This window comes from Streptomyces sp. NPDC054786 (genome assembly GCF_053611685.1).
Map to the genome: position 1 here is coordinate 1 of NZ_JBSHAW010000047.1, position 26,399 is coordinate 26,399.

The 26,399-nt window shown below is 73.1% G+C and carries 20 protein-coding genes; 15 read left to right on the plus strand and 5 right to left on the minus strand.

The features are described from left to right. Positions 1–204: 204 nt before the first annotated feature. Positions 205–420 (minus strand): hypothetical protein, encoded by a 216-nt coding sequence (locus ACWGI6_RS31680; RefSeq protein ID WP_030990821.1) that lies wholly within the window; start codon positions 418–420, stop codon positions 205–207. A gap of 160 nt (positions 421–580) precedes the next feature. Here ACWGI6_RS31680 and ACWGI6_RS31685 point away from each other — a divergent pair, with 160 nt between their 5' ends. The 5 genes from ACWGI6_RS31685 (at position 581) to ACWGI6_RS31705 (ending at position 6,402) form a co-directional block, all read left to right on the plus strand. Beyond that, positions 581–1,861, plus strand: a complete 1,281-nt coding sequence (locus ACWGI6_RS31685; RefSeq protein WP_453270694.1) for a bifunctional adenosylcobinamide kinase/adenosylcobinamide-phosphate guanylyltransferase — start codon at positions 581–583, stop codon at positions 1,859–1,861. A 140-nt stretch (positions 1,862–2,001) separates the two neighbouring features. Then, positions 2,002–2,679, plus strand: coding sequence for a class I SAM-dependent methyltransferase (locus tag ACWGI6_RS31690; protein ID WP_453270695.1), 678 nt, complete (start codon positions 2,002–2,004; stop codon positions 2,677–2,679). A 16-nt stretch (positions 2,680–2,695) separates the two neighbouring features. Further along, positions 2,696–3,742: a nicotinate-nucleotide--dimethylbenzimidazole phosphoribosyltransferase gene (gene cobT / locus ACWGI6_RS31695; RefSeq protein ID WP_453270696.1), complete on the plus strand. Its 1,047-nt coding sequence runs from the start codon at positions 2,696–2,698 to the stop codon at positions 3,740–3,742. A gap of 144 nt (positions 3,743–3,886) precedes the next feature. Then, complete coding sequence (locus ACWGI6_RS31700; protein ID WP_453270697.1) at positions 3,887–5,656, plus strand: phosphatidylglycerol lysyltransferase domain-containing protein; 1,770 nt, start codon at positions 3,887–3,889, stop codon at positions 5,654–5,656. Beyond that, positions 5,653–6,402 (plus strand): hypothetical protein, encoded by a 750-nt coding sequence (locus tag ACWGI6_RS31705; RefSeq protein ID WP_453270698.1) that lies wholly within the window; start codon positions 5,653–5,655, stop codon positions 6,400–6,402. The genes ACWGI6_RS31700 and ACWGI6_RS31705 overlap by 4 nt, the downstream gene beginning before the upstream one ends. On the opposite strand, the gene ACWGI6_RS31710 is transcribed toward ACWGI6_RS31705, so the two are convergent. After that, positions 6,377–7,114 (minus strand): hypothetical protein, encoded by a 738-nt coding sequence (locus tag ACWGI6_RS31710; protein WP_393910026.1) that lies wholly within the window; start codon positions 7,112–7,114, stop codon positions 6,377–6,379. The genes ACWGI6_RS31705 and ACWGI6_RS31710 overlap by 26 nt on opposite strands. Before the next feature lie 108 nt (positions 7,115–7,222). On the opposite strand from ACWGI6_RS31710, the gene ACWGI6_RS31715 reads away from it, so the two are divergent. The 7 genes from ACWGI6_RS31715 (at position 7,223) to ACWGI6_RS31745 (ending at position 18,300) form a co-directional block, all read left to right on the plus strand. Beyond that, entirely contained in the window at positions 7,223–8,017 is a 795-nt protein-coding gene (locus tag ACWGI6_RS31715; RefSeq protein WP_453270699.1) for an adenosylcobinamide-GDP ribazoletransferase, read from the plus strand. Between the two features lie 199 nt (positions 8,018–8,216). Continuing rightward, positions 8,217–9,761, plus strand: a complete 1,545-nt coding sequence (locus ACWGI6_RS31720; RefSeq protein ID WP_453270700.1) for a leucyl aminopeptidase — start codon at positions 8,217–8,219, stop codon at positions 9,759–9,761. 324 nt (positions 9,762–10,085) lie between these two features. Next, positions 10,086–11,474 carry a dihydrolipoyl dehydrogenase gene (gene lpdA / locus ACWGI6_RS31725; RefSeq protein WP_453270701.1) on the plus strand — a complete coding sequence of 463 codons (1,389 nt, stop codon included), beginning with the start codon at positions 10,086–10,088 and terminating at the stop codon, positions 11,472–11,474. Positions 11,475–11,530: 56 nt separating this feature from the next. Beyond that, positions 11,531–13,273 carry a 2-oxoglutarate dehydrogenase, E2 component, dihydrolipoamide succinyltransferase gene (gene sucB, locus ACWGI6_RS31730; protein ID WP_453270702.1) on the plus strand — a complete coding sequence of 581 codons (1,743 nt, stop codon included), beginning with the start codon at positions 11,531–11,533 and terminating at the stop codon, positions 13,271–13,273. A gap of 162 nt (positions 13,274–13,435) precedes the next feature. Beyond that, positions 13,436–14,059, plus strand: a complete 624-nt coding sequence (locus ACWGI6_RS31735) for a GntR family transcriptional regulator (protein WP_453270703.1) — start codon at positions 13,436–13,438, stop codon at positions 14,057–14,059. A gap of 264 nt (positions 14,060–14,323) precedes the next feature. Beyond that, positions 14,324–17,023: a pyruvate dehydrogenase (acetyl-transferring), homodimeric type gene (aceE, locus tag ACWGI6_RS31740; protein WP_453270704.1), complete on the plus strand. Its 2,700-nt coding sequence runs from the start codon at positions 14,324–14,326 to the stop codon at positions 17,021–17,023. A 269-nt stretch (positions 17,024–17,292) separates the two neighbouring features. After that, the gene (locus ACWGI6_RS31745; RefSeq protein ID WP_453270705.1) at positions 17,293–18,300 is read left to right on the plus strand and encodes a helix-turn-helix transcriptional regulator; all 1,008 of its coding nucleotides are present in this window, start codon (positions 17,293–17,295) and stop codon (positions 18,298–18,300) included. Between the two features lie 64 nt (positions 18,301–18,364). Here the strand turns inward: ACWGI6_RS31745 and ACWGI6_RS31750 are convergent, their stop codons facing one another. Further along, positions 18,365–19,285 (minus strand): SDR family oxidoreductase, encoded by a 921-nt coding sequence (locus ACWGI6_RS31750; RefSeq protein ID WP_453270706.1) that lies wholly within the window; start codon positions 19,283–19,285, stop codon positions 18,365–18,367. Positions 19,286–19,399: 114 nt separating this feature from the next. Beyond that, complete coding sequence (locus tag ACWGI6_RS31755; RefSeq protein ID WP_453270707.1) at positions 19,400–21,304, minus strand: hypothetical protein; 1,905 nt, start codon at positions 21,302–21,304, stop codon at positions 19,400–19,402. 241 nt (positions 21,305–21,545) lie between these two features. Between ACWGI6_RS31755 and ACWGI6_RS31760 the strand changes: the two genes are divergently transcribed. From ACWGI6_RS31760 to ACWGI6_RS31770, 3 genes are all read left to right on the plus strand, one after another. Then, positions 21,546–22,064 (plus strand): DUF4240 domain-containing protein, encoded by a 519-nt coding sequence (locus ACWGI6_RS31760; protein ID WP_393910035.1) that lies wholly within the window; start codon positions 21,546–21,548, stop codon positions 22,062–22,064. 103 nt (positions 22,065–22,167) lie between these two features. After that, a complete protein-coding gene (locus ACWGI6_RS31765) occupies positions 22,168–23,052 on the plus strand; it encodes a TIGR01777 family oxidoreductase (protein WP_453270708.1) in 885 nt (294 codons plus the stop codon). Positions 23,053–23,278: 226 nt separating this feature from the next. Continuing rightward, positions 23,279–24,679 carry an FAD-dependent oxidoreductase gene (locus tag ACWGI6_RS31770; protein ID WP_453270709.1) on the plus strand — a complete coding sequence of 467 codons (1,401 nt, stop codon included), beginning with the start codon at positions 23,279–23,281 and terminating at the stop codon, positions 24,677–24,679. Positions 24,680–24,700: 21 nt separating this feature from the next. Here ACWGI6_RS31770 and ACWGI6_RS31775 read toward each other — a convergent pair whose 3' ends face one another. Continuing rightward, positions 24,701–26,155, minus strand: a complete 1,455-nt coding sequence (locus tag ACWGI6_RS31775) for a regulator (RefSeq protein WP_453270710.1) — start codon at positions 26,153–26,155, stop codon at positions 24,701–24,703. Positions 26,156–26,399 lie beyond the last annotated feature (244 nt).

The following is a 26,399-nucleotide window of genomic DNA, read 5'->3' on the forward strand; positions in this document are numbered from 1 at the left end:
GGGGGGGGGGGGGGGGGGGGCCCGCGGGCCCCCCGCGGGGGGGGGGCCGCCCGGGCGGGGGGGTTTTTGTTGGCCCGCCGGCCGGGCCGGGGGGGGCCCGGCCGGACGTCGTTCGGCATCGCCGGGCGCCCTTCGGCACCGCCCTGCCTCGTGCGGCACCGGTCCGGGCGTCATGCGGGAGCGCCCGGACCGGTGCCGTCGGGCTCAGGCCTCCGCGTCCGCGTGCAGGCTCATGGGGCCGGTGTAGATTTCGGTGCTGTCCTCGAAGAGCCTGACCTGGTCGACGCCGCCCTCGAGGAGAGCCTTCCACTCCTCGCCGATCCAGGACTCCGCGTCGCCCTGCGTGGTGAACTCCTCCGGTTGCACGGCCGGCGCCGTCTCCGAACCGTCGGCCTTCTCGAACCGCCACGTCCACGCCATGTGCGCCTCCTGGATCCCACCGAGTACGAATCTGTGCCACCGCGGGGCGCGTCCTGCGCACTCCGCCGTGCCGTGCTTCCGTGCTGATCGGCAGCCTAACGGCCGTGTCGAGTCCGCCCCCGCCGCGCCCGCCCGGCGCGGACGCGAGAAACTCTGCGGTGTGGATGTGACTCTCCTCGGCACCGGAGCCCCGCAGGGGCTGCCGCGCCCCGGCTGCCCGTGTGCCGCCTGTGCGACCGCCGTCGGCGACGAGGCGCGGGCGGCGACCGCGCTGCTCGTCGACGGCGCGTTGATGATCGATCTGACGCCGGGCCCGGCCTTTGCTGCCGCCCGTGCCGGGCAGTCGCTGGCGGGCGTGCGGCAGGTGCTGCTCTCGCATCCGCACGACGGTCCGGTGATGGAGGTGCCGGCCGGGCTGCCGCAGCCGGGCCGGGTCGCGGACGGGAGGGAGCTGGCGCTGCTCGACGGGCACCGGGTGCGCGCCGTCGCGGTGGACATCCCGGGTACCGGCTATGAGATCTCCGGCGCCGACGGCGAGCGGCTGCTGTACCTGCCGCCGGGCGCGGCGCCGGCCGGGCTGGGCGACGGGAACGGCCGGTCGGCGGGCGGCGGATACGAGGGCACGGGCGGCACCGGTCCGTACGACCTGGTGCTGCTCGACGTACTGGAGCGGCCCGATGCGCTGGCCAGGCTACGGGCGAGCGGCGCGGTCGACGCGGCGACGGACGTGGTCGCGGTGCACATCGACCACGGCGTGCCGCCGGGGCCCGAACTGCATCGCCGGCTGGCGGCGGTGGGGGCCCGCGCGGTGGCGGACGGCAGCACGCTGATGGTCGGCGAGTTCCACGCGGTGCCGGATCTGCCGCGGCGGACCCTGGTGCTGGGCGGGGCGCGCAGCGGGAAGTCGGTGGAGGCGGAGCGGCGGCTCGCGGCCTTCCCTGGCGTGGTGTACGTGGCCACCGGGGGCACCCGGGACGGCGACCAGGACTGGGCGCAGCGGGTCTCGCTGCACCGCGAGCGGCGGCCCAGCAGCTGGCGCACCGTCGAGACCTGCGATCTGGTGCCGCTGCTGGCGGCGAGCGGGCCCGGCGCGGACCCCGGCACCGGCCGCCCGGCCGAGGCGTCGCCGCTGCTCATCGACTGTCTGGCGCTGTGGCTGACGCATGTCATGGACGAGGTCGGGGCGTGGGACGACGCGACCTGGGAGGCCGGTGGCCGCAAGGCGCTGCGGGAGCGCACCGATGCGCTGGTGGCGGCGGTACGGGAGACGCACCGGCAGGTGGTGGCGGTGAGCAACGAGGTCGGCTCCGGCGTCGTCCCGGCGAGCGCGGCGGGCCGTCGGTTCCGTGACGAACTGGGGCGGCTGAACGCGGCGTTCGGCGCGGAGTGCGAGCAGGTGCTGCTGGTGGTCGCGGGCCAGGCGCTTGCGCTGCGTGGATGACGGACGGCCGGTGGGGCCCGTGTCCGCTTGCCCGGGGGCGCGGCGCCGGGTGCTCTTGACCCGTGACCGAATCCGAGCGGACCGAATCCGAAGCGCCGGCCGGGTGGGGAGCGGGGGCCGCCCGGGAGCCGGGAGGGCGCTTGCGGCGTTTCGACGCGGCCGTACGTGCCTATCTGCAACGGCATCCGGAGGCGACGGTGGTCGCGCTCGGCGAGGGGCTCGGCACCGGGTTCTGGCGGCTGGACAACGGGCGGCTCACCTGGCTGACGGTGGTGCCGCCGGAGACCGCGGCGGTGCGCCGGATGCTGCTTCCGGACGGCGCCCGGCGGCGTACCGTCGCCCGCGCGGTGACCGATCTCGGCTGGCTGGACGCGGTGCGGGAGCCGTGGCGCGGGGTCATCATCACGGCTCCCGGGGTGCTGATGCGGCTGCCGCCGGCCGCGGTGCACGCACTGCTGGCGGCGTGTGCGGAGCGGTTTCCCGGTGGTGTGCTGGTCTTTGACGCGCTGCCACGGCGGGCGGCCGCGCTGGTCCGGCTGGCCTCCGGAGCGGGCGGCCGGTGGCCGGTTCCGGTGCGTTGGGGGCTGGAGCGTGCCCAACTGCCGCGGCTGGCCGGTGCCCACCCGGGCATCGCCGCGGTGCGTGAACTCGGCCCGGTGCCGGCTTCGCCGGAACGTCCGGTGACGGGCGGCCTGCCGGCGCGGCTGGTGTGGCCGGTGCGCCGCGTCCCGGTACTGCGCGCACTGACGCCGCTGGTGTGCGAGGTCCGGTTCGCACCGGCCCGATCCCCCCGGCGCGCCTCGTCAGCGGTGAGTTGACGGTAATCTGCGCCCAATGAGCGCCTTGAACCTCGACGACTTCGCCCATCTGATCGAGCGCCCCGATGGCGGGGTGCGCCGTGACGCCGAGGAGCGGCGGGCACAGCTGGCCGTGCCGCCGGGTGCGCTCGGCCGCCTCGACGAGCTGGGTGAGTGGCTGGCCGCGGCGCAGCAACAGGTGCCGGTGCGGCCCGTCGAGCGGCCGCGCGCGCTGCTGTTCGCGGGCGATCACGGGGTGGCCGAGCTCGGGGTGTCGGCCCGGCCGGCCGGCGGCACCAAGGAACTCGTACGGGCCGTGCTGGACGGGGCGAGCCCGGCCGCGGTGCTGGCCCGTGGCGCCGGGGCGCAGCTGCGTGTGGTGGATCTGTCGGTGGACTGCGACCCGGAGGAGCTGCCCGAGGACGTCACCCGGCACCGGGTGCGGCGCGGTTCCGGGCGCATCGATATCGAGGACGCGCTGACGGCGGAGGAGGCCGAGGCGGCGTTCCGGGCCGGGATGGCCGTCGCGGACGAGGAGGCGGACGCCGGTACCGATCTGGTGGTGCTGGGCGATCTGAGCGTCGGCGGGACGACCGCCGCGAGCACCCTGATCGCCGCGCTGTGCGGCACGGATGCCTCGGTGGTCACCGGACGGGGCGGGGCCCCCATCGACGATCTGGCCTGGATGCGCAAGTGCGCGGCGATCCGCGACGCACTGCGGCGGGCCCGTCCGGTGCTCGGCGACCAGCTGGAGCTGCTGGCCACGGTCGGCGGCGCGGATCTGACCGCGATGACCGGCTTTCTCCTGCAGAGCGCGGTGCGCCGTACGCCGGTGATCCTGGACGGGGTGGTCTCGGCGGCCTGTGCGCTGGTGGCGCAGCGGGTGGCGTTCCGGGCTCCGGACTGGTGGGTGGCCGGTCAGGCGAGCGGGGAGCCGGCGCAGGCGAAGGCGCTGGACCGGATCGCACTCAACCCTCTGCTCGACCACGGCGTCACTGCTGGAGAGGGGACGGGGGCGCTGCTGGCCCTGCCATTGGTGCAGGCGGCCGCGGCCCTGGCGGCAGAACTGCCCGTACGCGACTGACCCGGCACCGGCCTACCCTGGCCGGCCACCGTACGAAGCGATCGGACGAGCGCCCGGCCAGGGCGCTCATCACTTCACGCCCGTACCGGACCACCGGCGGCGCCCCATAAGATCACGGTTTACACGTTTTCTGGGAGACATCGCTTGAGTCCGGACGAAGACCGCCCCCCTCGCGGCACGTGGTCACAGCGTGGTGCCGCATTCGGCATCTGGTATCTGCGCACGGTCACCTTCATCAATTTGCTGAGCGCGGTATGGGTGTCGTTCGGCAATGACATCCGCCGGCACAACATTGCGGAATTCTTCACTCCGTATCTGCTGACGGCGGGGTTCGCCTCCGGCGCCTTCTCGCTCTTCCTGTCGGTGACCCTGCGCCGCCGCAAGCGGGCGGCATGGATTTTGAATCTGGTGCTGTCCGGGCTGCTGGCGCTGCTCTTCGGATTCGGGATGGCGGTGGCCCCGGAGTTCCGCGGACATGTGCAGAACTGGGTGTCACTGGCATTGACCGTGCTGTTCGCCGTCGCGCTGGTGGCCGGGCGCCGCGAGTTCTCCGCGAAGGGCGACCGCGCGAACCCGAAGCTGGCGGCGACGGTCGCGGCCGTCGGTCTGCTGGCCGCCTCGCTGCTCGCGGCGCTGCTGGTGACCGTCACCAACACCGCCGGGGACGGTGCCTCGACGTTTGTGCAGCGCTGGCGCTACGGCCTGATGCGGCTGGTGTCGCTGGCCGCCGACGACCGGGCATTCCCGGAGATCGCCACCCCGAACTGGGTCAATGTCACGATCAATGTGCTCAGCACGCTGCTGCTGGTCGCGGTCCTGTGGGCGGCGTTCCGGTCCGTGCGCAGCACCGACCCGATCACCGAGGACGACGAGGAGCGGCTGCGCGCCCTCCTGGCACGGCACGGCGCCCGTGATTCGCTGGGCTACTTCGCGCTGCGCCGCGACAAGAGCGTGCTGTTCTCCCCCAGCGGCAAGGCGGCGGTCACCTACCGCGTCGTGGGCGGGGTGTCGCTGGCCTCCGGCGATCCGCTGGGTGACCCCGAGGCCTGGCCCGGGGCGATCGAGGTGTGGCTGGCCGAGGCACGGGAGCACGGCTGGGCGCCCGCGGTGATGGGCGCGAGCGAGGAGGGCGGCACGATCTACGCCCGGCACGGTCTGGATGCGCTGGAGCTCGGCGACGAAGCGATCGTGGACACCGCGGAGTTCACGCTCGGCGGCCGCGCGATGCGCACCGTACGGCAGGCCTACCACCGCGTCGAGCGGGCCGGCTACACCGTCCGTATCCGGCGCCACGAGGACATCCCGGCACCGGAGATGGCGCACCTGCTGCGGCTGGCCGACGACTGGCGCGACGGGGAGACCGAGCGCGGTTTCTCGATGGCGCTGGGCCGGCTCGGCGACCCGGGCGACGGGCGCTGCGTGATGCTCGAATGCCGGGACGGCGGCACGGGAGAGGAAGAGGGCGAACTGCGGGCGCTGCTCAGCTTCGTGCCCTGGGGCGAGAAGGGCCTTTCGCTGGACCTGATGCGCCGGGACCGGAACTCCGAGAACGGGCTGATGGAGTTCGTGGTGCTGGAGTTGATCCAGCGGGCGAAAGAGGTGGAGATCACTCAACTCTCGCTCAACTTCGCGATGTTCCGTTCCGTCTTCGAACGTGGATCGCGACTCGGCGCGGGCCCGGTGCTGCGCCTGTGGCGCTCACTGCTCAGCTTCTTCTCCCGGTGGTGGCAGATCGAATCGCTCTATCGCGCCAATGCGAAATACCGGCCGATCTGGGAGCCGCGGTACATGCTCTTCGAAAAGAGCACCGATTTGCTGCGGATCGGAATCGCCGCCGGCCGTGCGGAAGGCTTTTTGGAAGCACCTGGTCTGCCCAAGTGGCTGAACCGCAAGCATCTGGAGAATGCGAGATGAGCGAGGCGGGGGCGAGGGGGGAGGTAGCCGCGCCGGTGCCCCGGCAGGTGCCCGCCCTGCGCCGCGCCGCGCGTGCCGAATGGGGCCCACTGCTGCGGACGGTGCGGTCCTCGCTGGTCACGACGAAGCTGCGGGCGATCCCGGTGACGCTCACCGCGGTGTGTCTGACCCTGGTCCTCCAGTTCGTGCAGAACCAGGCCTGGGGCTACCGGACGGTCCAGAACATCGGCTCCGTACAGGCCTACGAGCATCTGTGGGTGGCCTTGCTGCGCACCCCCCTGTCGCTGTTCATGCCCGCGCTGGACCTTCCGGTGTGGGGGGCGCTGGCGCAGATCCTGGTGGTCTTCGGGATCGCGGAGATCTGTGTGGGCTGGCGGCAGACGCTGCTGGTCGCCTACGTCGCCACGCTCGCCGGGACGATGTACGCGCGGATCGGCATCTGGATCGGCCCGGTGAGCCCCGTCGGGCTGCCCGACTCGGACAAGTACGTCATCGACACCGGGCCGTCGGCGGCCGTGGTGGGGCTGGCGGTGTTCGTGTGCTGGCGCTATCGCGCGTGGTTCACCTGTGGCGTGGTCGCCATGGCGATGGTCGTCGAGGTGGTGTCCATCAAGAACAACCTGGCCGGCAAGGAGCATGTCGCGGCGGTGCTGGCGGTGCTGGCGGTGTGTGCGCTGTGGGAGGTGCGGCGGCCGCGCAAGCCGGGGGACGCACAGCGGGTCAGCGGCTGGGAGCGCCCCCGATGACATGCTCGACCTTGCGGCGCAGCGCCGACCAGCGGAGGTCGTGACGGTAGGCGCGGACCCTGGCACGGGCCCGCGCCTTCGGGCGTCTGCGGTAGAAGCGCCTGGCCCAGGGCGAGTTGGGGCGGGCCAGCCGGATCGCGCCGAAGAGCGCGACGAACGGCACGAAGACCCCGATGACCGCGATCCGGCCCTTCCCCTTGGTGAGCGCGACGAGCGCGAAGAGGAAGTTGACGGCCACGGTCCGGACGACCGTGAAGCGGTCGGTCGACTCCTCCGGACTGAGTTCATTGACGCCGAACGGCAGGAAACCGCCGAGGATCAGGGCGACCAGGGCGACGGTGAGGATGACGATCTCGACGCTCTTGGCCCCCTCCTCGGTCCAGTACACGTCGTCGAGGTGGAGGATCAGCGCGAACTCGTCCAGGACGAGGCCCACGCCCATACCGAAGAGCACCGCCGCGACACCGGCACCGAAGCCGCGCCGGCCGCCCGCAAGGGCGATGAAGCCGCCGATGACCATCAGGATCACTCCGGGCACGACGTGGTGGACGTGCACACCGCCGGGAGTGACATTGCGGAACGGCCCCTTGCCCGCGCGGATGAGCCGGGTGATGGCCCGGGTCACGAGGAAGGTCAGCACGAACGAGGCGAGGGCGAGCAGCAGCGGCAGCTTCCCCGGCTCGACGATGTTGCGGTACCACCAGTGGCCCATCCCACACGCTCCCCATTTGTCGGGTAAGGCACCTCGTCACCATTAGGCCCTGTTTTGCTGGTCAGGACCGGCAGCCAAACGCGGCGGACGCCCGGATAGCCTGCCGCGGTGACCGACACCCCCACTCCTCCGGCTCCCTCCGACGCCCTGCGCTTCGCCTTCGGGACGCTGACCGTGCTGCCGGTACGCGTCACCCGCTGGGACCGGGAGGCGGCGCGCGGCGGCATGCTCTGTGCGCCGCTGGCCGGGCTGGTCGTCGGGCTGTGCGCGGCCGCGCTCGGCGCGGCGCTGCTGCTGCTCGGCGGCGGTCCGCTGCTCGCCGCGGTCGCCACCGCCGCGGTCCCCGCCCAGCTCACCCGCGGACTGCATCTGGACGGGCTCGCCGACACCGCCGACGGTCTGGGCAGCGGCAAGCCCGCCGAGGACGCGCTGCGCATCATGAAGCAGTCCGACATCGGCCCGTTCGGGGTCATCACGCTGTTGTTCGCCCTGCTGGCCCAGGTCGCCGCGCTGGACGCGTTGTACGCGGACGGCTGGGCACGCGGCGCCGTCGCGGCGGCCGTTGCGGCGGTCACCGCACGCTGCGCCCTGACGCTCGCCTCCCGCGCGGGGGTGCCGGCCGCCCGTCCGGAGGGACTCGGCGCGGCGGTCGCGGGCACCGTCCCGGTGCGGGCGGCGCTGCTGTGCACGGGGGTGACGGCCGCCGGATGCGCGGTCGCCGGCGCCGCCTTCGGCCCGTACGGCGCGCTGCACGCCGGGGCGGCGGTGCTGCTCGGCCTCGGGCTGGGCGAGTTGCTGCTGCGGCACTGCCGGCGGCGCTTCGGCGGGGTGACCGGCGATGTGTTCGGGGCACTCGCGGAGAGCGCGGGGCTCACGGCGCTGGTGGCGTTGACGCTCGGATAGCGCCCGGGCGCGCCCTCGGGGTTCGGTCAACTCGCTTACCAGGAAGGTCAGTTCGCCCTGCATTCCGGTAACTGCCGGGGCCCCGTTATGTGGCGGTGTGGTATCGGACGGGCCTTGTGGCGCCGCCGAGCGTAGGCTCGGCCGCAGCAGCGCGCTGCGCGCAGACGGATTCCCCGGACGGAACAGGACCTTCATCACCGTGACTGCACTGACCCTCAGTACTTCTTCCGCCGCAACGGTGCGCGCGGATGCCGTCGTCGTCGGCGTGGCCAAGGGCGCCAAGGGCGTCGTTGTCGCCCCCGGCGCGGAAGCCGTGGACAAGGCCTTCGGCGGCAAGCTCGCCGCCGTGCTGGAGACCCTCGGCGCGAGTGGTGCCGAGGGCGAGGTGACCAAGCTGCCCGCCGCGGACGGCCTCAAGGCACCTGTCGTGGTGGCGGTCGGCCTCGGCGAGGCGCCGGGCAAGGACGACGGCTACGACAACGAGGCGCTCCGGCGCGCCGCGGGCAGCGCCGCCCGCGCGCTGACCGGCACCAAGAAGGCCGGCTTCGCACTGCCCGTCGAGGACGCCGAGGCGGCCGCCGCGGTGAGCGAGGGCGCACTGCTCGGCGCGTACTCCTTCACCGCGTACCGCAGCAACGGCAACGGGCAGAACGCCAAGGGCAGCAAGAAGAACGACGCCAAGTCGGCGCCGCTCGCGGAGGCCGCGATCCTCGGCGGCAAGCCGCGCGACAAGGAGTTCAAGGCCGCCGCCGAGCGCGCCCAGGCCCTGGCCGCGGAGATCAACCGCGCCCGCGACCTGATCAACATGCCGCCCAACGACCTCCACCCGAAGTCCTTCGCCGCCGAGGCGCAGGCCGCGGCCAAGGAGTTCGGCCTCAAGGTCGAGGTGCTCGACGAGAAGGCGCTCAAGAAGGGCGGCTACGGCGGTCTCCTGGGCGTCGGACAGGGTGCGGAAGCCCCGCCGCGGCTGGTGCGGATCGCGCACACGCACGCCAAGGCCACCAAGACCCTGGCGCTGGTCGGCAAGGGCATCACCTACGACTCGGGCGGCATCTCGCTCAAGCCGGCCGGTCACAACGAGACCATGAAGTGCGACATGAGCGGCGCCGCCGCGGTGTTCGCCACGGTCGTGGCCGCCGCCAAACTGGGCCTGGAGGTGAATGTCACCGGCTGGCTGGCGCTCGCCGAGAACATGCCGTCCGGCTCCGCCACCCGTCCCGGTGACGTGCTGACCATGTACAGCGGCAAGACCGTCGAGGTGCTCAACACCGACGCCGAGGGCCGCCTGGTCCTGGCCGACGCGCTGACCCGCGCCTCGGAGGAGTCCCCGGACGCGATCGTGGACGTCGCGACGCTGACCGGTGCGATGGTGCTGGCGCTGGGCCACCGCCACTTCGGGATCATGGCCAACGACGACGCCTTCCGCACCTCGGTCCACGAGATCGCGGAGGAGGTCGGCGAGCAGTCCTGGCCGATGCCGATGCCCGGCCACCTGCGCAAGGGCATGGACTCCCCGGTCGCCGACCTCGCCAACATGGGCGAGCGGATGGGCGGCGGCCTGGTGGCCGGGCTCTTCCTGAAGGAGTTCGTCGGCGAGGGCATCCCGTGGGCGCACCTGGACATCGCGGGCCCGGCCTTCCACGAAGGAGCTCCCTGGGGCTACACCCCCAAGGGCGGCACGGGATCCGCGGTGCGCACCCTGGTGCGGCTGGCGGAGCGTACCGCCGCGGGCGACCTGGGCTGACGGTCAACTCGGGGAGCTTTCTTCCTCTTGCCCGTTATATCCGTACGGCCCCGGGCATACCGCCCGGGGCCGTAGGTGCGTATACGCCCGTGTTCGCCCTCAACGAAATCCGTACGCAAGTACGCGCCAGTAACCCATACGGGGCAGCTGATCGTCCGCCCCGAGCCCGGCCCGCCGTCCCGGCTTCGTGGAACAAGTGCGAAGATGGGTTCTCGGCAGGACAGGGCCCCCCTTACCCAGGGCCGAAGTAAATGCGGCCGAACCACAGCCGCCGCCCGGTCATCGGAGACCGGCTCCGGCGTACCCATGCATGGAGGACGTGACGTGGCGAACGACGCCAGCACCGTTTTCGACCTAGTGATCCTCGGAGGCGGTAGCGGTGGTTACGCCGCTGCCCTGCGCGGGGCGCAGCTGGGCCTGGACGTCGCCCTGATCGAGAAGGGCAAGGTCGGCGGTACCTGCCTGCACAACGGCTGCATCCCCACCAAGGCTCTGCTGCACGCCGGTGAGATCGCCGACCAGGCCCGCGAGAGCGAGCAGTTCGGTGTCAAGGCCACCTTCGAGGGCATCGACATCGAGGCGGTCCACAAGTACAAGGACGAGGTCGTCTCGGGCCTGTACAAGGGCCTGCAGGGCCTGATCGCCTCCCGCAAGGTGACGTACATCGAGGGCGAGGGCCGGCTGTCCTCCCCGACCTCCGTCGATGTGAACGGCCAGCGTGTCCAGGGCCGCCACGTCCTGCTGGCGACCGGCTCGGTGCCGAAGTCGCTGCCGGGCCTGGAGATCGACGGCAACCGCATCATCTCCTCGGACCACGCGCTGACGCTGGACCGCGTGCCGAAGTCCGCGATCGTGCTGGGCGGCGGCGTCATCGGCGTCGAGTTCGCCTCCGCGTGGAAGTCCTTCGGCACCGACGTGACCATCATCGAGGGCCTCAAGCACCTCGTGCCGGTCGAGGACGAGAACAGCTCCAAGCTGCTGGAGCGGGCCTTCCGCAAGCGGGGCATCAAGTTCAACCTCGGCACCTTCTTCGACAAGGCCGAGTACACCGCCGACGGCGTGAAGGTCACCCTCGCCGACGGCAAGACCTTCGAGGCCGAGGTGCTCCTGGTCGCGATCGGCCGCGGGCCGGTCTCGGCGGGCCTGGGCTACGAGGAGCAGGGCGTCGCGATGGACCGCGGCTACGTCCTGGCCGACGAGTACATGCAGACCAACGTGCCGACCATCTCGGCCGTCGGTGACCTCGTTCCCACCCTCCAGCTCGCCCACGTCGGCTTCGCCGAGGGCATGCTGGTGGCGGAGCGGCTGGCCGGTCAGAAGACCGTGCCGATCGACTACGACGGCGTGCCGCGCGTCACGTACTGCCACCCCGAGGTCGCTTCGGTGGGTATCACCGAGGCCAAGGCCAAGGAGCTGTACGGCGCCGACAAGGTCGTCGCTCTCAAGTACAACCTCGCGGGCAACGGCAAGAGCAAGATCCTCAAGACCACGGGCGAGATCAAGCTCGTCCAGGTCAAGGATGGTGCCGTGGTAGGCGTCCACATGGTCGGTGACCGTATGGGCGAGCAGGTCGGTGAGGCCCAGCTGGTCTACAACTGGGAGGCCCTGCCGGCCGAGGTTGCGCAGCTCGTGCACGCGCACCCGACGCAGAATGAGGCCCTCGGCGAGGCCCACCTGGCCCTGGCCGGAAAGCCTCTCCACTCCCACGACTGACCCCAGTCCCGGGCGCGACCACATCCGCACCACACTTGTAAGGAGCAACTGAAACCATGGCGGTTTCCGTAACCCTGCCGGCGCTCGGCGAGAGCGTCACCGAGGGCACCGTCACTCGCTGGCTCAAGGCCGAGGGTGAGCGCGTCGAGGCCGACGAGCCCCTGCTCGAGGTGTCGACCGACAAGGTCGACACCGAGATCCCGGCCCCGGCCGCCGGCATCCTGTCCGCCATCAAGGTGGCCGAGGACGAGACCGTGGAGGTCGGCGCCGAGCTGGCCCTCATCGACGACGGCAGCGGTGCGCCCGCGGCCGAGGCGGCCCCGGCCGCCGCCGAGGCGCCCGCGGCCGAGCCGCAGCCCGAGCCTTCCCCGGCTCCGGCCCCCGAGGCCCCCGCCCCCGCCGCTGCCCCCGCGGGCGGCGCCGAGGGCACTGACGTCGTCCTCCCCGCGCTCGGCGAGAGCGTCACGGAGGGCACCGTCACCCGCTGGCTGAAGGAGGTCGGCGAGGAGGTCCAGGCCGACGAGCCGCTGCTGGAGGTCTCCACCGACAAGGTCGACACCGAGATCCCCGCGCCGGCTTCCGGCACCCTGCTGGAGATCGTCGTCGGTGAGGACGAGACCGCCGAGGTCGGCGCCAAGCTCGCCGTCATCGGTGTGGCCGGTGCCGCCCCGGCCGCCGCCCCGGCTCCGGCCGCTCCGGCCCCGGCCGCCGCTCCGGAGCCCGCCCCGGCTCCTGCTCCGGCCCCCGCTCCGGCGCCGGCCGCCGCTGCCCCGGCGCCCGCCCCGGCTCCGGCCGCTCCGGCTCCGGCCCCGGCCGCTCCGGCCCCCCAGCCGGCCGCCACCCCCGCCCCGGCTCCGGCCGCCGGTGAGGGCGACGGCGCCTACGTGACCCCGCTGGTGCGCAAGCTCGCCGCGGAGAACGGCGTCGACCTGTCCACGGTCAAGGGCACCGGTGTCGGTGGCCGGGTCCGCAAGCAGGACGTCATCGCCGCCGCCGAGGCCGCCAAGGCCGCCGCGCCGGCTCCGGCCGCCGCCCCGGCCGCCGCCTCCAAGGCCCCGGTCATCGAGGCGTCCCCGCTGCGTGGCCAGACCGTCAAGATGCCGCGGATGCGCAAGGTCATCGGCGACAACATGATGAAGGCCCTGCACGGCCAGGCGCAGCTGACCACCGTGGTCGAGGTGGACATCACCGCGATCATGCGGATGCGCAACAAGGCCAAGGACGGGTTCGCGCAGCGTGAGGGCGTCAAGCTCTCCCCGATGCCGTTCTTCGTCAAGGCCGCGGTCCAGGCGCTGAAGGCCCACCCGGTCGTCAACGCCCGGATCAACGAGGACGAGGGCACCATCACCTACTTCGACGCCGAGAACATCGGTATCGCGGTGGACGCGGAGAAGGGCCTGATGACCCCGGTCATCAAGGACGCCGGCGACCTCAACATCGCCGGTATCGCCCGCAAGACGGCGGACCTGGCGGGCAAGGTCCGGGCGAACAAGATCACGCCGGACGAGCTGTCCGGTGCGACCTTCACCATCTCCAACACCGGTTCGCGCGGCGCCCTGTTCGACACCGTCATCGTGCCCCCGAACCAGGTCGGCATCCTGGGCATCGGTGCGACCGTCAAGCGTCCGGTGGTCATCAACCACCCGGACCTCGGCGAGACCATCGCGGTGCGCGACATGACCTACCTGGCGCTCTCCTACGACCACCGTCTGGTGGACGGCGCGGACGCCGCCCGCTACCTGACCACGGTCAAGCAGATCCTGGAGGCCGCCGAGTTCGAGACCGAGATCGGTCTCTGAGTCCGGCCGTCACGCCATAGGTGTGCAGCAGGGGTCGGCCCCGGTTCGTACGAGCCGGGGCCGGCCCCTTTGCGCGTTCCCGATCCCCTGCGCCGCCCCGGGCCCGTCCGCGCGTCCCGGATAATGGCCCTCTCGTCACCACCCGCTCTGAAGGAGCACCTCATGACCCCGCCCGTCGTCCATTCGCTGCGCGAGCAGATCCGCGAGCACATCCTCGAGGGGATCGTCAGCGGCCGCTGGCAGCCGGGCGAGCGGATCGTGGAGCGGCGGATCGCGGTGGAGCTGGAGGTCAGCCAGACGCCCGTACGGGAGGCGTTGCGGGAGCTGGAGTCGCTGCAGCTGATCGAGTCGGCGCCGAACAAGGGCGTACGGGTACGGAATCTGACCGCGGACGACCTCAAGGAGAGCTACCCGGTACGGGCCGGGCTGGAGCAGGTGGCCGCCGAACTGGCCGCCGGGCGACTGGCCGAGGACACCGTGGCGCTGGAGCGCGAGGTGGCGGCGCTGCGCGAGGCGGACCTGGCCGGTGACGGGGAGGCGCAGGTGCGGCACACGGTGGCCTTCCACCGGGAGATCGTGCGGGCCGCCGGGAACGCCGTACTGCTGCACACCTGGGAGTCGCTGGGCATCGAGGTCTGGACGACGCTGTCGATCCGCTGGTTCAGCCCGGAGCCGCGCTCGCACGCCCAGGACCACCAGGAGATCGTGGACGCGTTCCGGCGGCGTGACCCGAAGATCGGCGCCTTGCTCAAGTCACACGTGCTGAGCTGCGCACCTCGGGTCTGACGGGGCGTCCGGGAGGGGGCGACCGACCCCCGAATCGACTGGCACGCCGTGCCCGATATTGCGGCACCCCGTGCCGACCTGCGGTTATTCGTCCGCGGAGCGTTGATCGATCATCGATCAGAGGCGTATCGTCTTCCGTCGGGGCGCGACAACCCTGCCTGCCGAACTCGTAGGGGGTGTCGTCAAGGCCCGCCGTCCACCCTGAGGACGCGGCCGACAGCGACGGCACCCCGAGCTACCCTCCCGTCCGGAAAGGGGCCACCCATGCCCGATCCCGTGCGCCTGCCGTACAGCCAGCTCGACCAGCTCCCGGACCGCGACCCCGAGGAGACCGCCGAGTGGCGCGAGTCGCTTGACGCCGTCACCAAGGCAGCGGGCCCGCATCGCGCCTCGTACCTGATGCGCCGCGCCCTGGAGCACACCGCGCGCACCGAAGGCACCGCCCTGCCGTCCCTCCTGGAGACGGAGTACGTCAACACCATCCCGACCTCCGCCGAGCCCGAATTCCCGGGCGACGAGGCGATGGAGGCCAGGATCACGGCCTGGAACCGCTGGAACGCCGCCGCGATGGTCACCCGCGGCTCCAAGCTGGGACTGGGCGGCCACATCGCCACCTTCGCCTCCGCCGCCTGGCTCTACGAGACCGGCTTCCAGCACTTCTTCCGCGGCAAGGACGGGCTGGGGGCACCCCTGGCGGTAGCTGGGGGAGGCAGCGGCGACCAGCTCTACATCCAGGGCCACGCCTCCCCCGGCATCTACGCCCGCGCCTTCCTCGAAGGCCGCCTCACCGAGGACCACCTCGACCACTTCCGCCAGGAGGCCGGCGGCGAGGGCCTGCCGTCCTACCCGCACCCGCGGCGGCTGCCCTGGCTGTGGGAGTTCCCCACCGTCTCCATGGGCCTGGGCCCGCTCTCCGCGATCTACCAGGCGCGCTTCAACCGCTACCTGGAGCACCGCGGCATCAAGGACACCAGCGAATCCCACGTCTGGGCGTTCCTGGGCGACGGCGAGATGGACGAGCCCGAGTCGACCGCCGCCCTGGCGCTGGCCGGCCGTGAGGGCCTGGACAACCTGACCTTCGTCATCAACTGCAATCTGCAGCGCCTCGACGGCCCGGTCCGCCCCAACTTCAAGATCGTGCAGGAGCTGGAGGCCCAGTTCCGCGCGGCCGGCTGGAACGTCGTCAAGTCGCTGTGGGGCCAGGCCTGGGACGAGATCTTCGCGCTCGACACCGACGGCGCCCTGATCCGCCGCCTCGGCGAGACGCCCGACGCACAGTTCCAGACGTACGCCACCCGCGACGCCGCCTACCTGCGCGAGCACTTCTTCGGCGCGAACGAGTCGCTGCAGGCGCTGGCCAACCGCCTGACCGACGCCAAGCTGCTGGAGCTGTTCCAGACCTCCCGGGCCGGCCACGAGCCGCGCAAGGTGTACGCCGCCTACCGGGCCGCCGTCGAGCACAAGGGCGCGCCGACCGTCATCCTGGCGCAGACCGTCAAGGGCTACACCCTCGGCGCGGGCTTCGAGTCCCGCAACGCCAACCACCAGATGAAGAAGCTCACCATGGCGGAGTTCCGCACCATGCGTGACGTGCTCGAACTCCCCGTCCCGGACAGCGCGCTGGAGGGCGACCAGGTGCCGTACTGGCGCCCTGCCGAGGACTCCCCCGAGATGGTCTACCTGCGCGAGCGGCGCGCCGCCCTCAACGGCCCGGCCCCCGCCCGCAAGGTCGTCGCCAAACCGCTGCCGATGCCCGCCGACAAGGTCTTCGACTCCCTCAAGAAGGGCTCCGGCAGCCAGGAGATCGCCACCACCATGGCGTTCGTCCGGCTGATCAAGGACCTGATGCGGGACAAGGAGACCGGCAAGCGCTGGGTCCCGATCGTCCCCGACGAGGCCCGTACCTTCGGCATGGAGTCGCTCTTCCCGACCGCCGGCCTCTACTCCCCCAAGGGCGCGACGTACGACCCGGTCGACCGCGACCAGCTCCTTTGGTACAAGGAGGCCAAGGACGGCCAGATCCTCAACGAGGGCATCACCGAGGCCGGTTCGCTCGCCGACTTCACCGCCGCCGCGACGTCGTACGCGACGCACGGCGAGCCGATGATCCCCTTCTACATCTTCTACTCGATGTTCGGCTGGCAGCGCACCGCCGACCAGTTCTGGGCGCTGGCCGACCAGTTGGGCCGCGGCTTCGTCATCGGCGCCACCGCCGGCCGGACGACGATGACCGGCGAGGGCCTCCAGCACGCCGACGGCCACTCGCACCTGATCGCCTCCACCAACCCGGCGGCGCTCTCCTACGACCCGGCCTTCGCCTACGAGGTCGCGGTCATCGTCAAGGAGGGCCTGCGCCGCATGTACGGCCCGGACGCCGAGGACGTCTTCTACTACCTCACGGTCTACAACGAGACCAAGGTCCAGCCGGCCATGCCGGAGGGCGTCGAGGAGGGCATCCTCAAGGGCCTGTACCGCTTCAACGAGGGCACCAGGCCCGAGGCCGACAGCCCGCAGCTGCAGCTGCTCGCGTCCGGCACCGCCATCCACTGGGCCCTGGAGGCACAGCAGCTGCTGGCCGCCGACTGGGGCGTGGCGGCGGACGTGTGGTCCGCACCGTCCTGGACGGAGCTGCGGCGGGACGCCCTGGAGTGCGACGCCGCCCGGCTGGAGGGCGAGGACCGGATCCCGTACGTCACCCGTGCGCTGGCCGGGGCACCCGGCCCGGTCGTCGCGGTCAGCGACTGGATGCGGGCGGTGCCGGACCAGATCGCGCCGTGGGTCGAGCAGGACTGGACCTCCATCGGCACCGACGGCTTCGGACTGTCCGACACCCGCGAGGCGGCCCGCCGCCACTTCGGCGTCGACCCGCAGTCGGTGGTCGTCCAGGCGCTTGCCGCCCTCGCCCGCCGCGGCCAGGTCAAGCCGGAGACCGTCAAGGAGGCCAGGGAGCGTTACGGCCTGTGAGTCATGGGCCGCACCGCGGCCCGTGCCTCCTGGGCGGCCCCGGCCCGCACCGGGCGCCGCCCGCCCCTCAGGGGCACCCCAACTCCCGTGCGGAGGCCACCTTCCCGCGCCCGGGGCCTTCGCACGGGATTCCACCACCGGCCCGGCCGGGCCATGCCCTGACTACGGCCGGGCCGGGCTTTCTTCCGCCCCGGGGCGGCGGGTCCCCACCGGCGGCGCACCGCCCCGCCGCCCCGGGCGTTGTCAGTGGCCCGCGGCATGATGGACACATGCGTGCTGCCCGGCTGATCAGGATGGTGCTGCTGCTCCAGGCGCGCCCGTCGATGACGGGCGCCGAGCTGGCGCGCGAGCTGGAGGTTTCCGAGCGTACGGTCGCCCGGGACGTCCTCTCCCTCTCCGAGTCCGGGGTGCCCGTCTACGCGGACCGCGGCCGGGCCGGCGGCTACCGCCTCATAGGCGGTTACCGCACCCGCCTCACCGGCCTCGGCCGCAGCGAGGCGGAGGCGCTCTTCCTGTCCGGGGTGCCGTCCGCGCTGCGCGAGATGGGCCTGGCCGACGCCGCCTCCGCCGCGCGGCTGAAGGTCTCCGCCGCCCTGCTGCCCGAATTGCGGGATGCCGCGACGGGCGCCGCCCAGCGCTTCCACCTCGACGCGCCCGGCTGGTATCAGGAGCCCGGGACGCCCGCCCTGCTGCCGGTGATCGCCGAGGCGGTCTGGGACGACCGCCGGATCGCCGCCCGCTACCTCCGCAAGGACACCGAGGTGGAGCGGGAGTTGGAGCCGTACGGCCTCGTGCTGAAGGCGGGAGTCTGGTATCTGGCGGCGCGTACGGAGGGGGACCACCGCGTCTACCGGGTCGACCGGTTCACCGCCGTGGAGCTCGCCGGGAGCGGCCGGACCTCCGGCGCCGACGACGACGGGGGGCGGTTCACCCGTGACGTTTCCTTCGACCTCCCGGCGTTCTGGGCGGAGCGGGCGGCCCAGTTCGCCCGGTCGATCCTGCGCGAGGAGGTGGTGCTGCGGCTCTCCCCGAGCGGCGTCCGGCAGCTGCCGTACGTCACCGAACGCGCCGCGGCCCGCGAGGCCATCGCACGGGCACGGAGCGCGGACGGTCCCGATGAGCTGGGCCGGCTGACCGTGACACTCGCCGTGGAGTCCGCCGAGGTCGCCTACGCGCAGCTGCTGACGCTCGGCCCGGAGGGCGAGATACTCGCGCCCCCCGGGCTGCGTGAGCGCTTCGCATCGGCCGCCCGCCGGACAGCCGCGCTGTACGCGTAGGCAGGGCGCGGGCCGGCCCGGGGCCGTCCGGCCGTGAACCGCCGGACGCCCCTGAGCGGCCCCCTCAGCGGTAGTCGTCCGCGCTCGCGTCCTTCCCGCCGAAGACGACGTCCTCGAAGTAGCCGAAGCAGTCGGGCCGGGAGCCGTCCGTGTCGGTGAAGCCGTAGTCCTTCGCCAGCTGCCCGCTGGAGAGCGACCGGCCGCTCCAGCGCTCCCTGGCCGGGTCGGCGGCCAGCGCCCGTACGCCGCGGGCGATCAGCGCCGGCGATTCGGCGATGGCGAAGTGCGGCTCCTCGGCCACCGCCTCGCGCCAGGTCTCCTCCGTCACCCCGAAGTGGTCGAGCATCTCCTCGGACCGCAGGAAGCCGGGGGTGAGCGAGACCGCCGTGCCGCCGTGTTCCTTCAGTTCGGCGGCGAGACCGAAGGCGATGCGGTGCGGGGCGTTCTTGGTGAGGTCGAAGCAGAGGTTGCCCCGGTAGGTGCGGTTGAAGGCGGCGGTGCCGTCGGTGATCTCGACCACCAGCCCGCCGGGCCGCCTGATCAGCAGGGGCAGGGCGTAATGGCTGGTGATGATGTGGGTGTCGATGCCGAGGCGGAACATCCGCAGCCCGTTCTCCAGGTCGAGGTCCCACAGCTTGGTGTCGAACTCGATCAGCCGGTCACCGCCCCAGATGCTGTTGACCAGCACATCCAGCCGGCCGTGCTCGCGGTCGATGCGCTCGGTCAGGGCCTTGACCTGCGCCGGGTCCAGATGGTCGGCCGGTACGGCGATGCCGGTGCCGCCCGCCTCGGACACCAGCTCCGCGGTCTGCTCGATCGTCTCCGTGGCCCGGCCGACCTCGCTGACCCGTTCCCGGGTCGTCCGTCCCGTCACATACACCAGGGCGCCGGCCCGCCCCAGCTCGACCGCCATCGCCCGGCCGGCGCCGCGGGTCGCCCCGGCGACCAGCGCCACCCGTCCCGCCAGTTCCTGCTGTCCCGTCACGTACGCCACTCCTCGCTGTCAGGTGCCTCGCATCCGTACACGGCGACCGTGACAGTGAATCCCGACATCTCCTGTCCGGATTCACCGGCCGCCGTACAGCGATCCGCCCGGCGTCTACGGACGGAGCGCGCGCACGCTCCCCCCGCTCCGCAGCCGTCCGACGACCTGTGCCCCGGCGTGCTGCCCGGCCGGCGCGGCGAGCGCGCTCCCGCTGCCGGTGGCCCGTACACCGCCGGTGGCGTCGATACCGGCGACCTCCTGGCTGCCGGCCGCCAGCAGATACCACTTGCCGGACTTCGCCTGCCAGTGGACGTCACCCACCACAGGGGTTCCGAAGCGGCTGCAGGCGGCGGTGTTCGTGGCCCGTCCGGCGATCCGCCCGGGGTCGGCCGGGCGCGCGGCGGGCGGCAGGAACTGCAGTGTCACGCTGCCGGGCCCGCGCCAGGTGTCGGCACGGCTGCACACCCAGGTCGCGCTGCCGCCGCCCTCCGGGAGGCGCTGCCCGGCGAACGCCCAGTTGTTGACGGACCGTACGCCGGCGCCCCGCAGCGACCCGAGCGAGCAGGCCGTGCGGGCCCAGCTCTGCAGGGCCGGGGCGCCGGTCGCCGCATCCGGTCCGCCACCCGGCACGCCGCCGGGCGGCAGCGAGGTCAGGTGGACGGGGACGAGGTCGTCGAGGTCGGTCACCAGGAAGGGAGGGTTCACGCCGGTCCCCCCGATCCGGGTCGAGGGCCGGAACTGGGCCGCCGGCCAGTGCCCGCAGCCGGCGTTCCCCTCGGGCGGTGTCGGGATCCGGTCGGTGACCCCGTCCGGGGCGACATGCAGCCCGTGCACCGGGGCGGCCGGTGCCAGCAGGTCGCGGACGGTCACATCGGAGGCCCACGGCGCGAGCAGATACCGCATCCAGCCGTGGCCGCGCCCGATCACCAGCGCGGCGCCGGTCGTCAGATCCGCGTCGTCGACCCGCGCGAAGTGCAGTGTGGGCGTGGCGTCTTCGGGCTCGGCGTAGCGCACCAGCCGCTCGCCGTCGTGGAGGACCACGACCATCACGTTGTCGATCAGACCCGCGTACAGCAGCTGCGGCGGATGGTCGGGCGGCCGGGTGGAGGTACCCGCCGACGTCATGATCCGGGTGTCGGCGGGCGGCGCCGCCCAGACCTGCAGCGCCCGCGCCAGCAGCTCCTGGTCGCCGGCCTGCCGCCCGCGGGCGGGCCAGGCGGTGAAGTCCACCCGGGACGTGTCCGCCCACTGATCGTTGGGGGTGCGCAGCAGCCGGCCCGGGTCCAGCGCCTGCTCCGCGGTGGTCGGGGTGTGTCCCGCCCGCTCCCCGCCACCGCGCGACACCCCGGCGGCCACCGCGCCGGCCGCCAGTACGGCCGTCAGCGCCACCGCCACCCGGACCCGCTGCCGGCGGCGCAGCAGGTCCGTCGGCCGGGTCTGCACCGTGCACGGGTCGAACTCCCCCGAGTTCAGCAGTGCCGCGGCACCGTCCCCGGTCTCCCGGTCCACCTGCGACGCCGCCCGCTGTGCCGCGTCCGGGTCCTCGACCCCGGCCCGCGCCAGCACGCTGCGCGCGGCGTCCTCGTCCAGGCCCTCCAGCTGCCACAGCCCGAGGGCGGCCCGTGCCGACGCCGGGACGGTGGACAGCGCCTGGTCCAGGGCGAGTTCCTCGGCGCCGCCGGCCCGCGGGAAGAGCCGCAGTCCCCAGACCTGGGGCATGGCGGCCGGTCCCCGGACCGGCCGTCCCTCGTGTGCGAGCGCCAGCCGCAGGGCCCGCAGCCGCACCACGTCGTAGCCCGACTCGGCCGCCGGGCCGCGCTGCGCCGGCAGTCCGCCGTCCGGCCTGCGCAGCCGGGCCCGCGGCAGCGCCCGCTGGACCAGGCCGTGCGCGGCCAGGACCCGGCGGTGGCGGCCGATCGACGGGGGCAGGACGAGGTAGGTGAGGCGGACGAGCCGTGGATAGTGCTCGACGATGGCCGCCTCGGCCCGCTCGACATCGGCCCGGGTGCGTTCGTCCATGGGCATGGCCTGGAACAGCCCTTCGCGAAATGGTGGATATGCCGTCGTTCGGTCGTTGCACGCCGTCCAACGAGTGATTCTTGGGACGGTCACACGACGGCGCAGGGGCCGGGGTGAGCGAACGGATCCGAACACCCCGTCACCTGTTTGAACACCACGTCACCGATCCGGATAACGACCCTGTCGCATCCGGGGTACTCCGCATGCGGCGGGCGCCGGCAGGGCAGATGCTGGAGCGGTGATGGACGAGACGGAGTTCTGGGAACTGATCGACGGTTCCCGTGAGGCCGCTGAGGGCGACCCCGAGGAGCAGGCCGACGCGCTGGTCGAGCGGCTCCTCGGGCTCGACCCGGATGCCGTCGTGGACTTCGCCCGCCACTTCGAGGCCCGCTACAACCGGGCGTACTCCTGGGACCTGTGGGCCGCGGCCTCCGTGATGCTGGGCGGCGCCAGCGACGACGCCTTCGACTACTTCCGCTGCTGGCTGATCGGCCAGGGCCGCGAGGTCTTCGAGGGCGCGCTGCACGACCCGGACCAGCTCGCCGAGCTGGTGGACGACTTCGACGAGGCGGTGGACGGCGACGCCGAGGAGCTGGGCTATGCGGCCGACGAGGCGTACGAGCAGATGACCGGCGGGGTGATGCCGGATCTGGGACTGCCGCCGCCGCCCCGCGAACCGCTCGGCACCTACCTCGACTTCGACGACGACCAGTCCATGGCGGAGCGCTTCCCCACCCTCTGGGACCGTTTCAAGCCGTAAGACAGGCCCCGGCGTCCTGACCCGGTGTCGGTCCGGGCCGGGGAACGCGGCGGGCGGGCCCCCGATGTCACCACCGACCCGTCGCTGCGGGCAGGATGGCCCCATGCGGATCGCGATCACCGGCTCGACCGGACTCATCGGCACGGCGCTCGTACGGTCCCTCCGCTCGGACGGCCATGACGTCGTCCGGCTCGTACGGCGCGCGCCCACGGCCGCCGACGAGGTGCGCTGGGACCCCAAGCAGCAAGAGGTCGACACCGCCGGGCTGGCCGGCTGCGGGGCGGTCGTCCATCTGGCCGGCGCCGGCGTCGGGGACCACCGCTGGACCGCCGCCTACAAGCAGGAGATCCGCGACAGCCGGGTCCTGGGCACCCGGGCCCTCGCCTCGGCCCTCGCCGCCATGGACGACCCGCCGGGAGTCTTTGTCTGCGGCAGCGCGATCGGCTACTACGGCGACACCGGCGACCGGCGGACGGACGAGAGCGCACCGGCCGGCCGCGGATTCCTGCCGGAGCTCTGTGTGGCCTGGGAGGACGCCGCGAAGCCGGCCCAGGACGCGGGGATCCGTACCGCCTTCGCCCGCACCGGTCTGGTCGTGGCACGCTCGGGCGGCGCCTGGGGCCGGCTCTTCCCCGTCTTCCGGCTCGGCCTGGGCGGCCGGCTCGGCGACGGCAGCCAGTACTGGAGCTTCATCTCGCTGGAGGACCACATCGGGGCGCTCCGCCACCTCATCGACACCGAGGGCCTGACCGGGCCGGTCAACCTCACGGCCCCGGAACCGGTCACCAACCGCGAGGTCACCGCCGTGATGGGCCATGTCCTCCACCGCCCCACGCTGTTCTCCGTCCCGGCACCGGTCCTGCGCGCCGCCCTGGGCGAGTTCGCCGGCGATGTGCTGGGCAGTCAGCGGATCATTCCGCAGCGGCTGCTGGACTCCGGGTTCGCGTTCGCCCATCCCCGCATCATCGAGGCGATCCGGGCCGCGTAACCGGCCGGCCGCGGAGTCGTCCGCGTCACACCGCCGTCCGGGCGGCATAGCTGCAGGGCCACACGGGAAGCTTTGGCCAAGGGGCGCGTCGGCGCGCCCCTTGGACGCCCCCCTGCCGAACGGACCGCCGCCTTCCTGCCGTCCTCGCACACCTCACCTCGGTACCCCCGGCGGCACCGGGCACGACTCGGGTGCGCCGCCGTTGGGACCGACCTCGGGAGGGCATGTGCTGCGCACCGCATCGGCCGTGGACGTCGTCATCGTGGGGGCCGGTCCGGCCGGGCTCGCCGCCGCCCGCCATCTCACCGGCGCGGGGGTGTCGGTCACCGTCCTGGAGGCCGCGCCACGGATCGGCGGCCGGTCCGTCACCGACCGCCTCGACGGCTTCCGGCTGGACCGCTGCGGCCGGCCGCTGGCCGTCTCCGCCGCCGAGCTGCGCCGCACCCCGGGCCTCAGCGAATTGACGCTCCGTCCGTTCGCACCCGGTCTGAGCGTCCACAACGGCCAGCGGACGCAGCGCATCAGCGCGCCCCGGAGCACGAAGGGCGCGCTGTCCGCGGCGCGTGCCCTCTCGCGCGCCGACCGCCGTACGGAACGCCGGACGGACCGTCAGGCCGTCCGCCTCACCGACCGGCGGGCCGAACAGCACCCGGACCGCCGCACGGTCCGCCGTATCGACCGTCGTACGGACCGCCGCCCCGACGCCCCCGACGCTCCCCCCGCCGGCGCCACCCACGCCCCGCCCGCGGACCGTCCGATCCGCGATGCCCTGCCGAGCCGCCCCGCCTTCCCGCACCGCGGCCAAGACGCCTTCCTGCGGCCCCTGCTGGCCGCGCTGCTGTGCGATCCCCAGCTGCGCGGCTCCAGCCGGGGCGCGGCGGCGGCGCTGCGCGCCTTTGCGCAGGGCCCGGTGTGGCTGCCGGCCGGCGGCGCCGTAGCCGTCCCCGAGCTGCTCGCCGCCGCGCTGCCGCCCGGCACGGTCCGTACGTCCGTGCAGGTCACCGCCGTCTCCACCACCGGCGTCAGCACCGCGGAGCACGGCCATATCCCCTGTCGGGCGGTGCTGGTGGCCACCGGCGCGCGCGAGGCGGCCGAACTGTTGCCGGGACTGCGGGTGCCGGCCTTCCACCCGATCGCCGTCCTGCACCACACCGCGGCGGCCTGCGGGGGCCGCGGCGCACCGGCCCGCGACACCTCCCTGATCCTGCCGACGGACGGCCCCGTCGCCTTCACCTACGCCGCCGGCGCCATCGACCCGTCCCGTACGCCGCCGGACCGGTCCCTGCTCACCACGACCGTGCTCGGCGCCGCGGCGACGCTGCCGCTGTCGGTGCTGGACAAGACGATCCGCCCCCAGCTCGACCGGATCTACGGTGCGCACACCGACGACTGGCAGCTGCTGACCGCCCATCACGATCCGTACGCCGTACCCGCGATGCCGGCGCCGCACGACCCGGAGCGCCCGGTGCGGGTGCTGGCCGGCCTCTATGTGTGCGGCGATCACCGCGACACCAGCACGCTCCAGGGCGCGCTGAACTCGGGCCGCCGCGCCGCCCGCGCGCTCCTCCAGGACTTCGGTCTGCCGGCCTTCACCACGGAACCGGACACTCTGCCCACGGCGGCCTGAGCCGGGCGGCCGGACCCGCCCTCACCCCAGCGCCGCCACCCGGTCGCGGTATCCCCGCACCGCCGCCGCGTCCCGGTAGGGCTCCAGGCGGCGCTCGAACTCCCTGACGTACTCGTGGGCCCGTACGGACCGCATCTCGGAGGCCTGGAGCGCCGCCTCGGCGCCCAGCGTGCAGGCCTGCTCCAGTTCGCCCAGGCCCAGCCGCGCGGTCGCCAGCACCACCCGGCAGAAGAGCCTGCTGCGGGCGAAGCCGGCCGCGCGCAGCTGGAGGGAGCGTTCGGCGTGCTGGGAGGCCGCGCGGTACTGCTGGAGATCGCGGTGGCAGTGCGCCAGCTCGTCGGCGAGCTGCGCCTCGTCGAAGAAGCGCGCCCAGTACGGGGTGTCGTCACCGGGGCGGACGGTCTCCAGCGCCCGTTCGGCACGGGCCAGCGCCGCCGTGCAGGCCCGGACCTCGCCCAGGACGCCGTGGCCGCGCGCCTCCGCGGAGTGCAGCAGCGCCTGCACGGCGGGCGGCGCGCTGCTGCCGATGCCCTGCTGGGCGACCCGGGCCAGCTGCACGGCTTCCCTGCCGTGCCCCAGGTAGACGGCCTGCCGGCTCATCGTCACCAGGACGTAGGACCCGTACGCCCGGTCCCCGGCGGCCTGGGCCAGCCGCAGCGCCTGGACGAAGTACCGCTGGGCCAGCCCGTGGGCGGCGATGTCGTACGACGTCCAGCCCGCCAGCCGGGTCAGATCGGCGGCGGCCGCGAAGAGCCGGCGGCCGGTGGCCTCCCCGTAGCTGCCGCGGAGCATCGGCTCGGCCTCGTGTTCCAGATAGCGCACCAGGGCCTGCCGGGCGTGGCCGCCGCCGTAGGCGTGGTCCAGCGCCCGGAACAGCTCGCCGACCGAGCGCAGCGCCGCGATGTCGCCAGAGGTGACCTTGGAGCCCTGGGTGCGGTCGACCCGGTCGGTGCGGCGCTGCCGGGGCACCGTGACCCGGTTCTGGGCGGGTACCCGGCCCGCCCCGTCACCATTGGTCTCACCGCGGGCGACGCGTTCGTCGGCGCGTCCGATCAGCCAGTCCCGGCTGGGCACCACGAGCCCGGCCGGGGTGAAGGCGATCTTGCGGAGCTCGGCGTGGCTGCCGGAGTCCTTGCGCCACAGGCCGCTGACGATGTCCACCGCCTCGCTGGGGCTCGCGGCGAATTCCAGTCCGGCGTACACCGGCGCACAGGCGTCCAGGCCCAGGTCCTGGGCGGACAGCCGGCGCCCCAGCCGACGGGTGAACACCTCCGCGATCAGGGCGGGGGTGGTGCCCCTGGGCTGCTGGCCGCGCAGCCAGCGGGTCACCGATGTCTTGTCGTAGCGGAGGTCGAGGCCGTGCTCGATGCCGAGCTGATCAACCCGTCTGGCCAGCCCGGCATTGGAGAATCCCGCCTCGGCGATGAGCGCGGCGAGCTGGCGGTTGGGCGTGTGGTGCGGGGGTCGTTCCGTCATCAGCTTTACCGGTCTCCTGCCTTCCGGGCCGCTGCCGGGTTCGGCGGACCCTGTCCGGCATGCTCATCGCCCTTGTGGAACGGCGTGAATGTAACGGCCTTCGGCGGCATATTCGCCGCCTGCTCCCCGCGTTCATCCGATCGTGTGAGCAGGGACGGAAGGGCGGACACCGGCCGCCTGCGGGGCCCGGAGACGGCGGCCGTACAGTGGCATGGGCGCGAAGTGGCATCAACGTTGCAGCAAA

Bases quoted from the DNA above. Each gene is read 5' to 3' on its own strand.
- ACWGI6_RS31680 (WP_030990821.1), bottom strand. From the start codon at position 420: ATGGCGTGGACGTGGCGGTTCGAGAAGGCCGACGGTTCGGAGACGGCG.
- cobT (WP_453270696.1), top strand. From the start codon at position 2,696: ATGAGCGCCTTGAACCTCGACGACTTCGCCCATCTGATCGAGCGCCCC.
- ACWGI6_RS31705 (WP_453270698.1), top strand. From the start codon at position 5,653: ATGAGCGAGGCGGGGGCGAGGGGGGAGGTAGCCGCGCCGGTGCCCCGG.
- ACWGI6_RS31710 (WP_393910026.1), bottom strand. From the start codon at position 7,114: ATGGGCCACTGGTGGTACCGCAACATCGTCGAGCCGGGGAAGCTGCCG.
- sucB (WP_453270702.1), top strand. From the start codon at position 11,531: ATGGCGGTTTCCGTAACCCTGCCGGCGCTCGGCGAGAGCGTCACCGAG.
- ACWGI6_RS31735 (WP_453270703.1), top strand. From the start codon at position 13,436: ATGACCCCGCCCGTCGTCCATTCGCTGCGCGAGCAGATCCGCGAGCAC.
- aceE (WP_453270704.1), top strand. From the start codon at position 14,324: ATGCCCGATCCCGTGCGCCTGCCGTACAGCCAGCTCGACCAGCTCCCG.
- ACWGI6_RS31745 (WP_453270705.1), top strand. From the start codon at position 17,293: ATGCGTGCTGCCCGGCTGATCAGGATGGTGCTGCTGCTCCAGGCGCGC.
- ACWGI6_RS31755 (WP_453270707.1), bottom strand. From the start codon at position 21,304: ATGGACGAACGCACCCGGGCCGATGTCGAGCGGGCCGAGGCGGCCATC.
- ACWGI6_RS31760 (WP_393910035.1), top strand. From the start codon at position 21,546: ATGGACGAGACGGAGTTCTGGGAACTGATCGACGGTTCCCGTGAGGCC.
- ACWGI6_RS31765 (WP_453270708.1), top strand. From the start codon at position 22,168: ATGCGGATCGCGATCACCGGCTCGACCGGACTCATCGGCACGGCGCTC.
- ACWGI6_RS31775 (WP_453270710.1), bottom strand. From the start codon at position 26,155: ATGACGGAACGACCCCCGCACCACACGCCCAACCGCCAGCTCGCCGCG.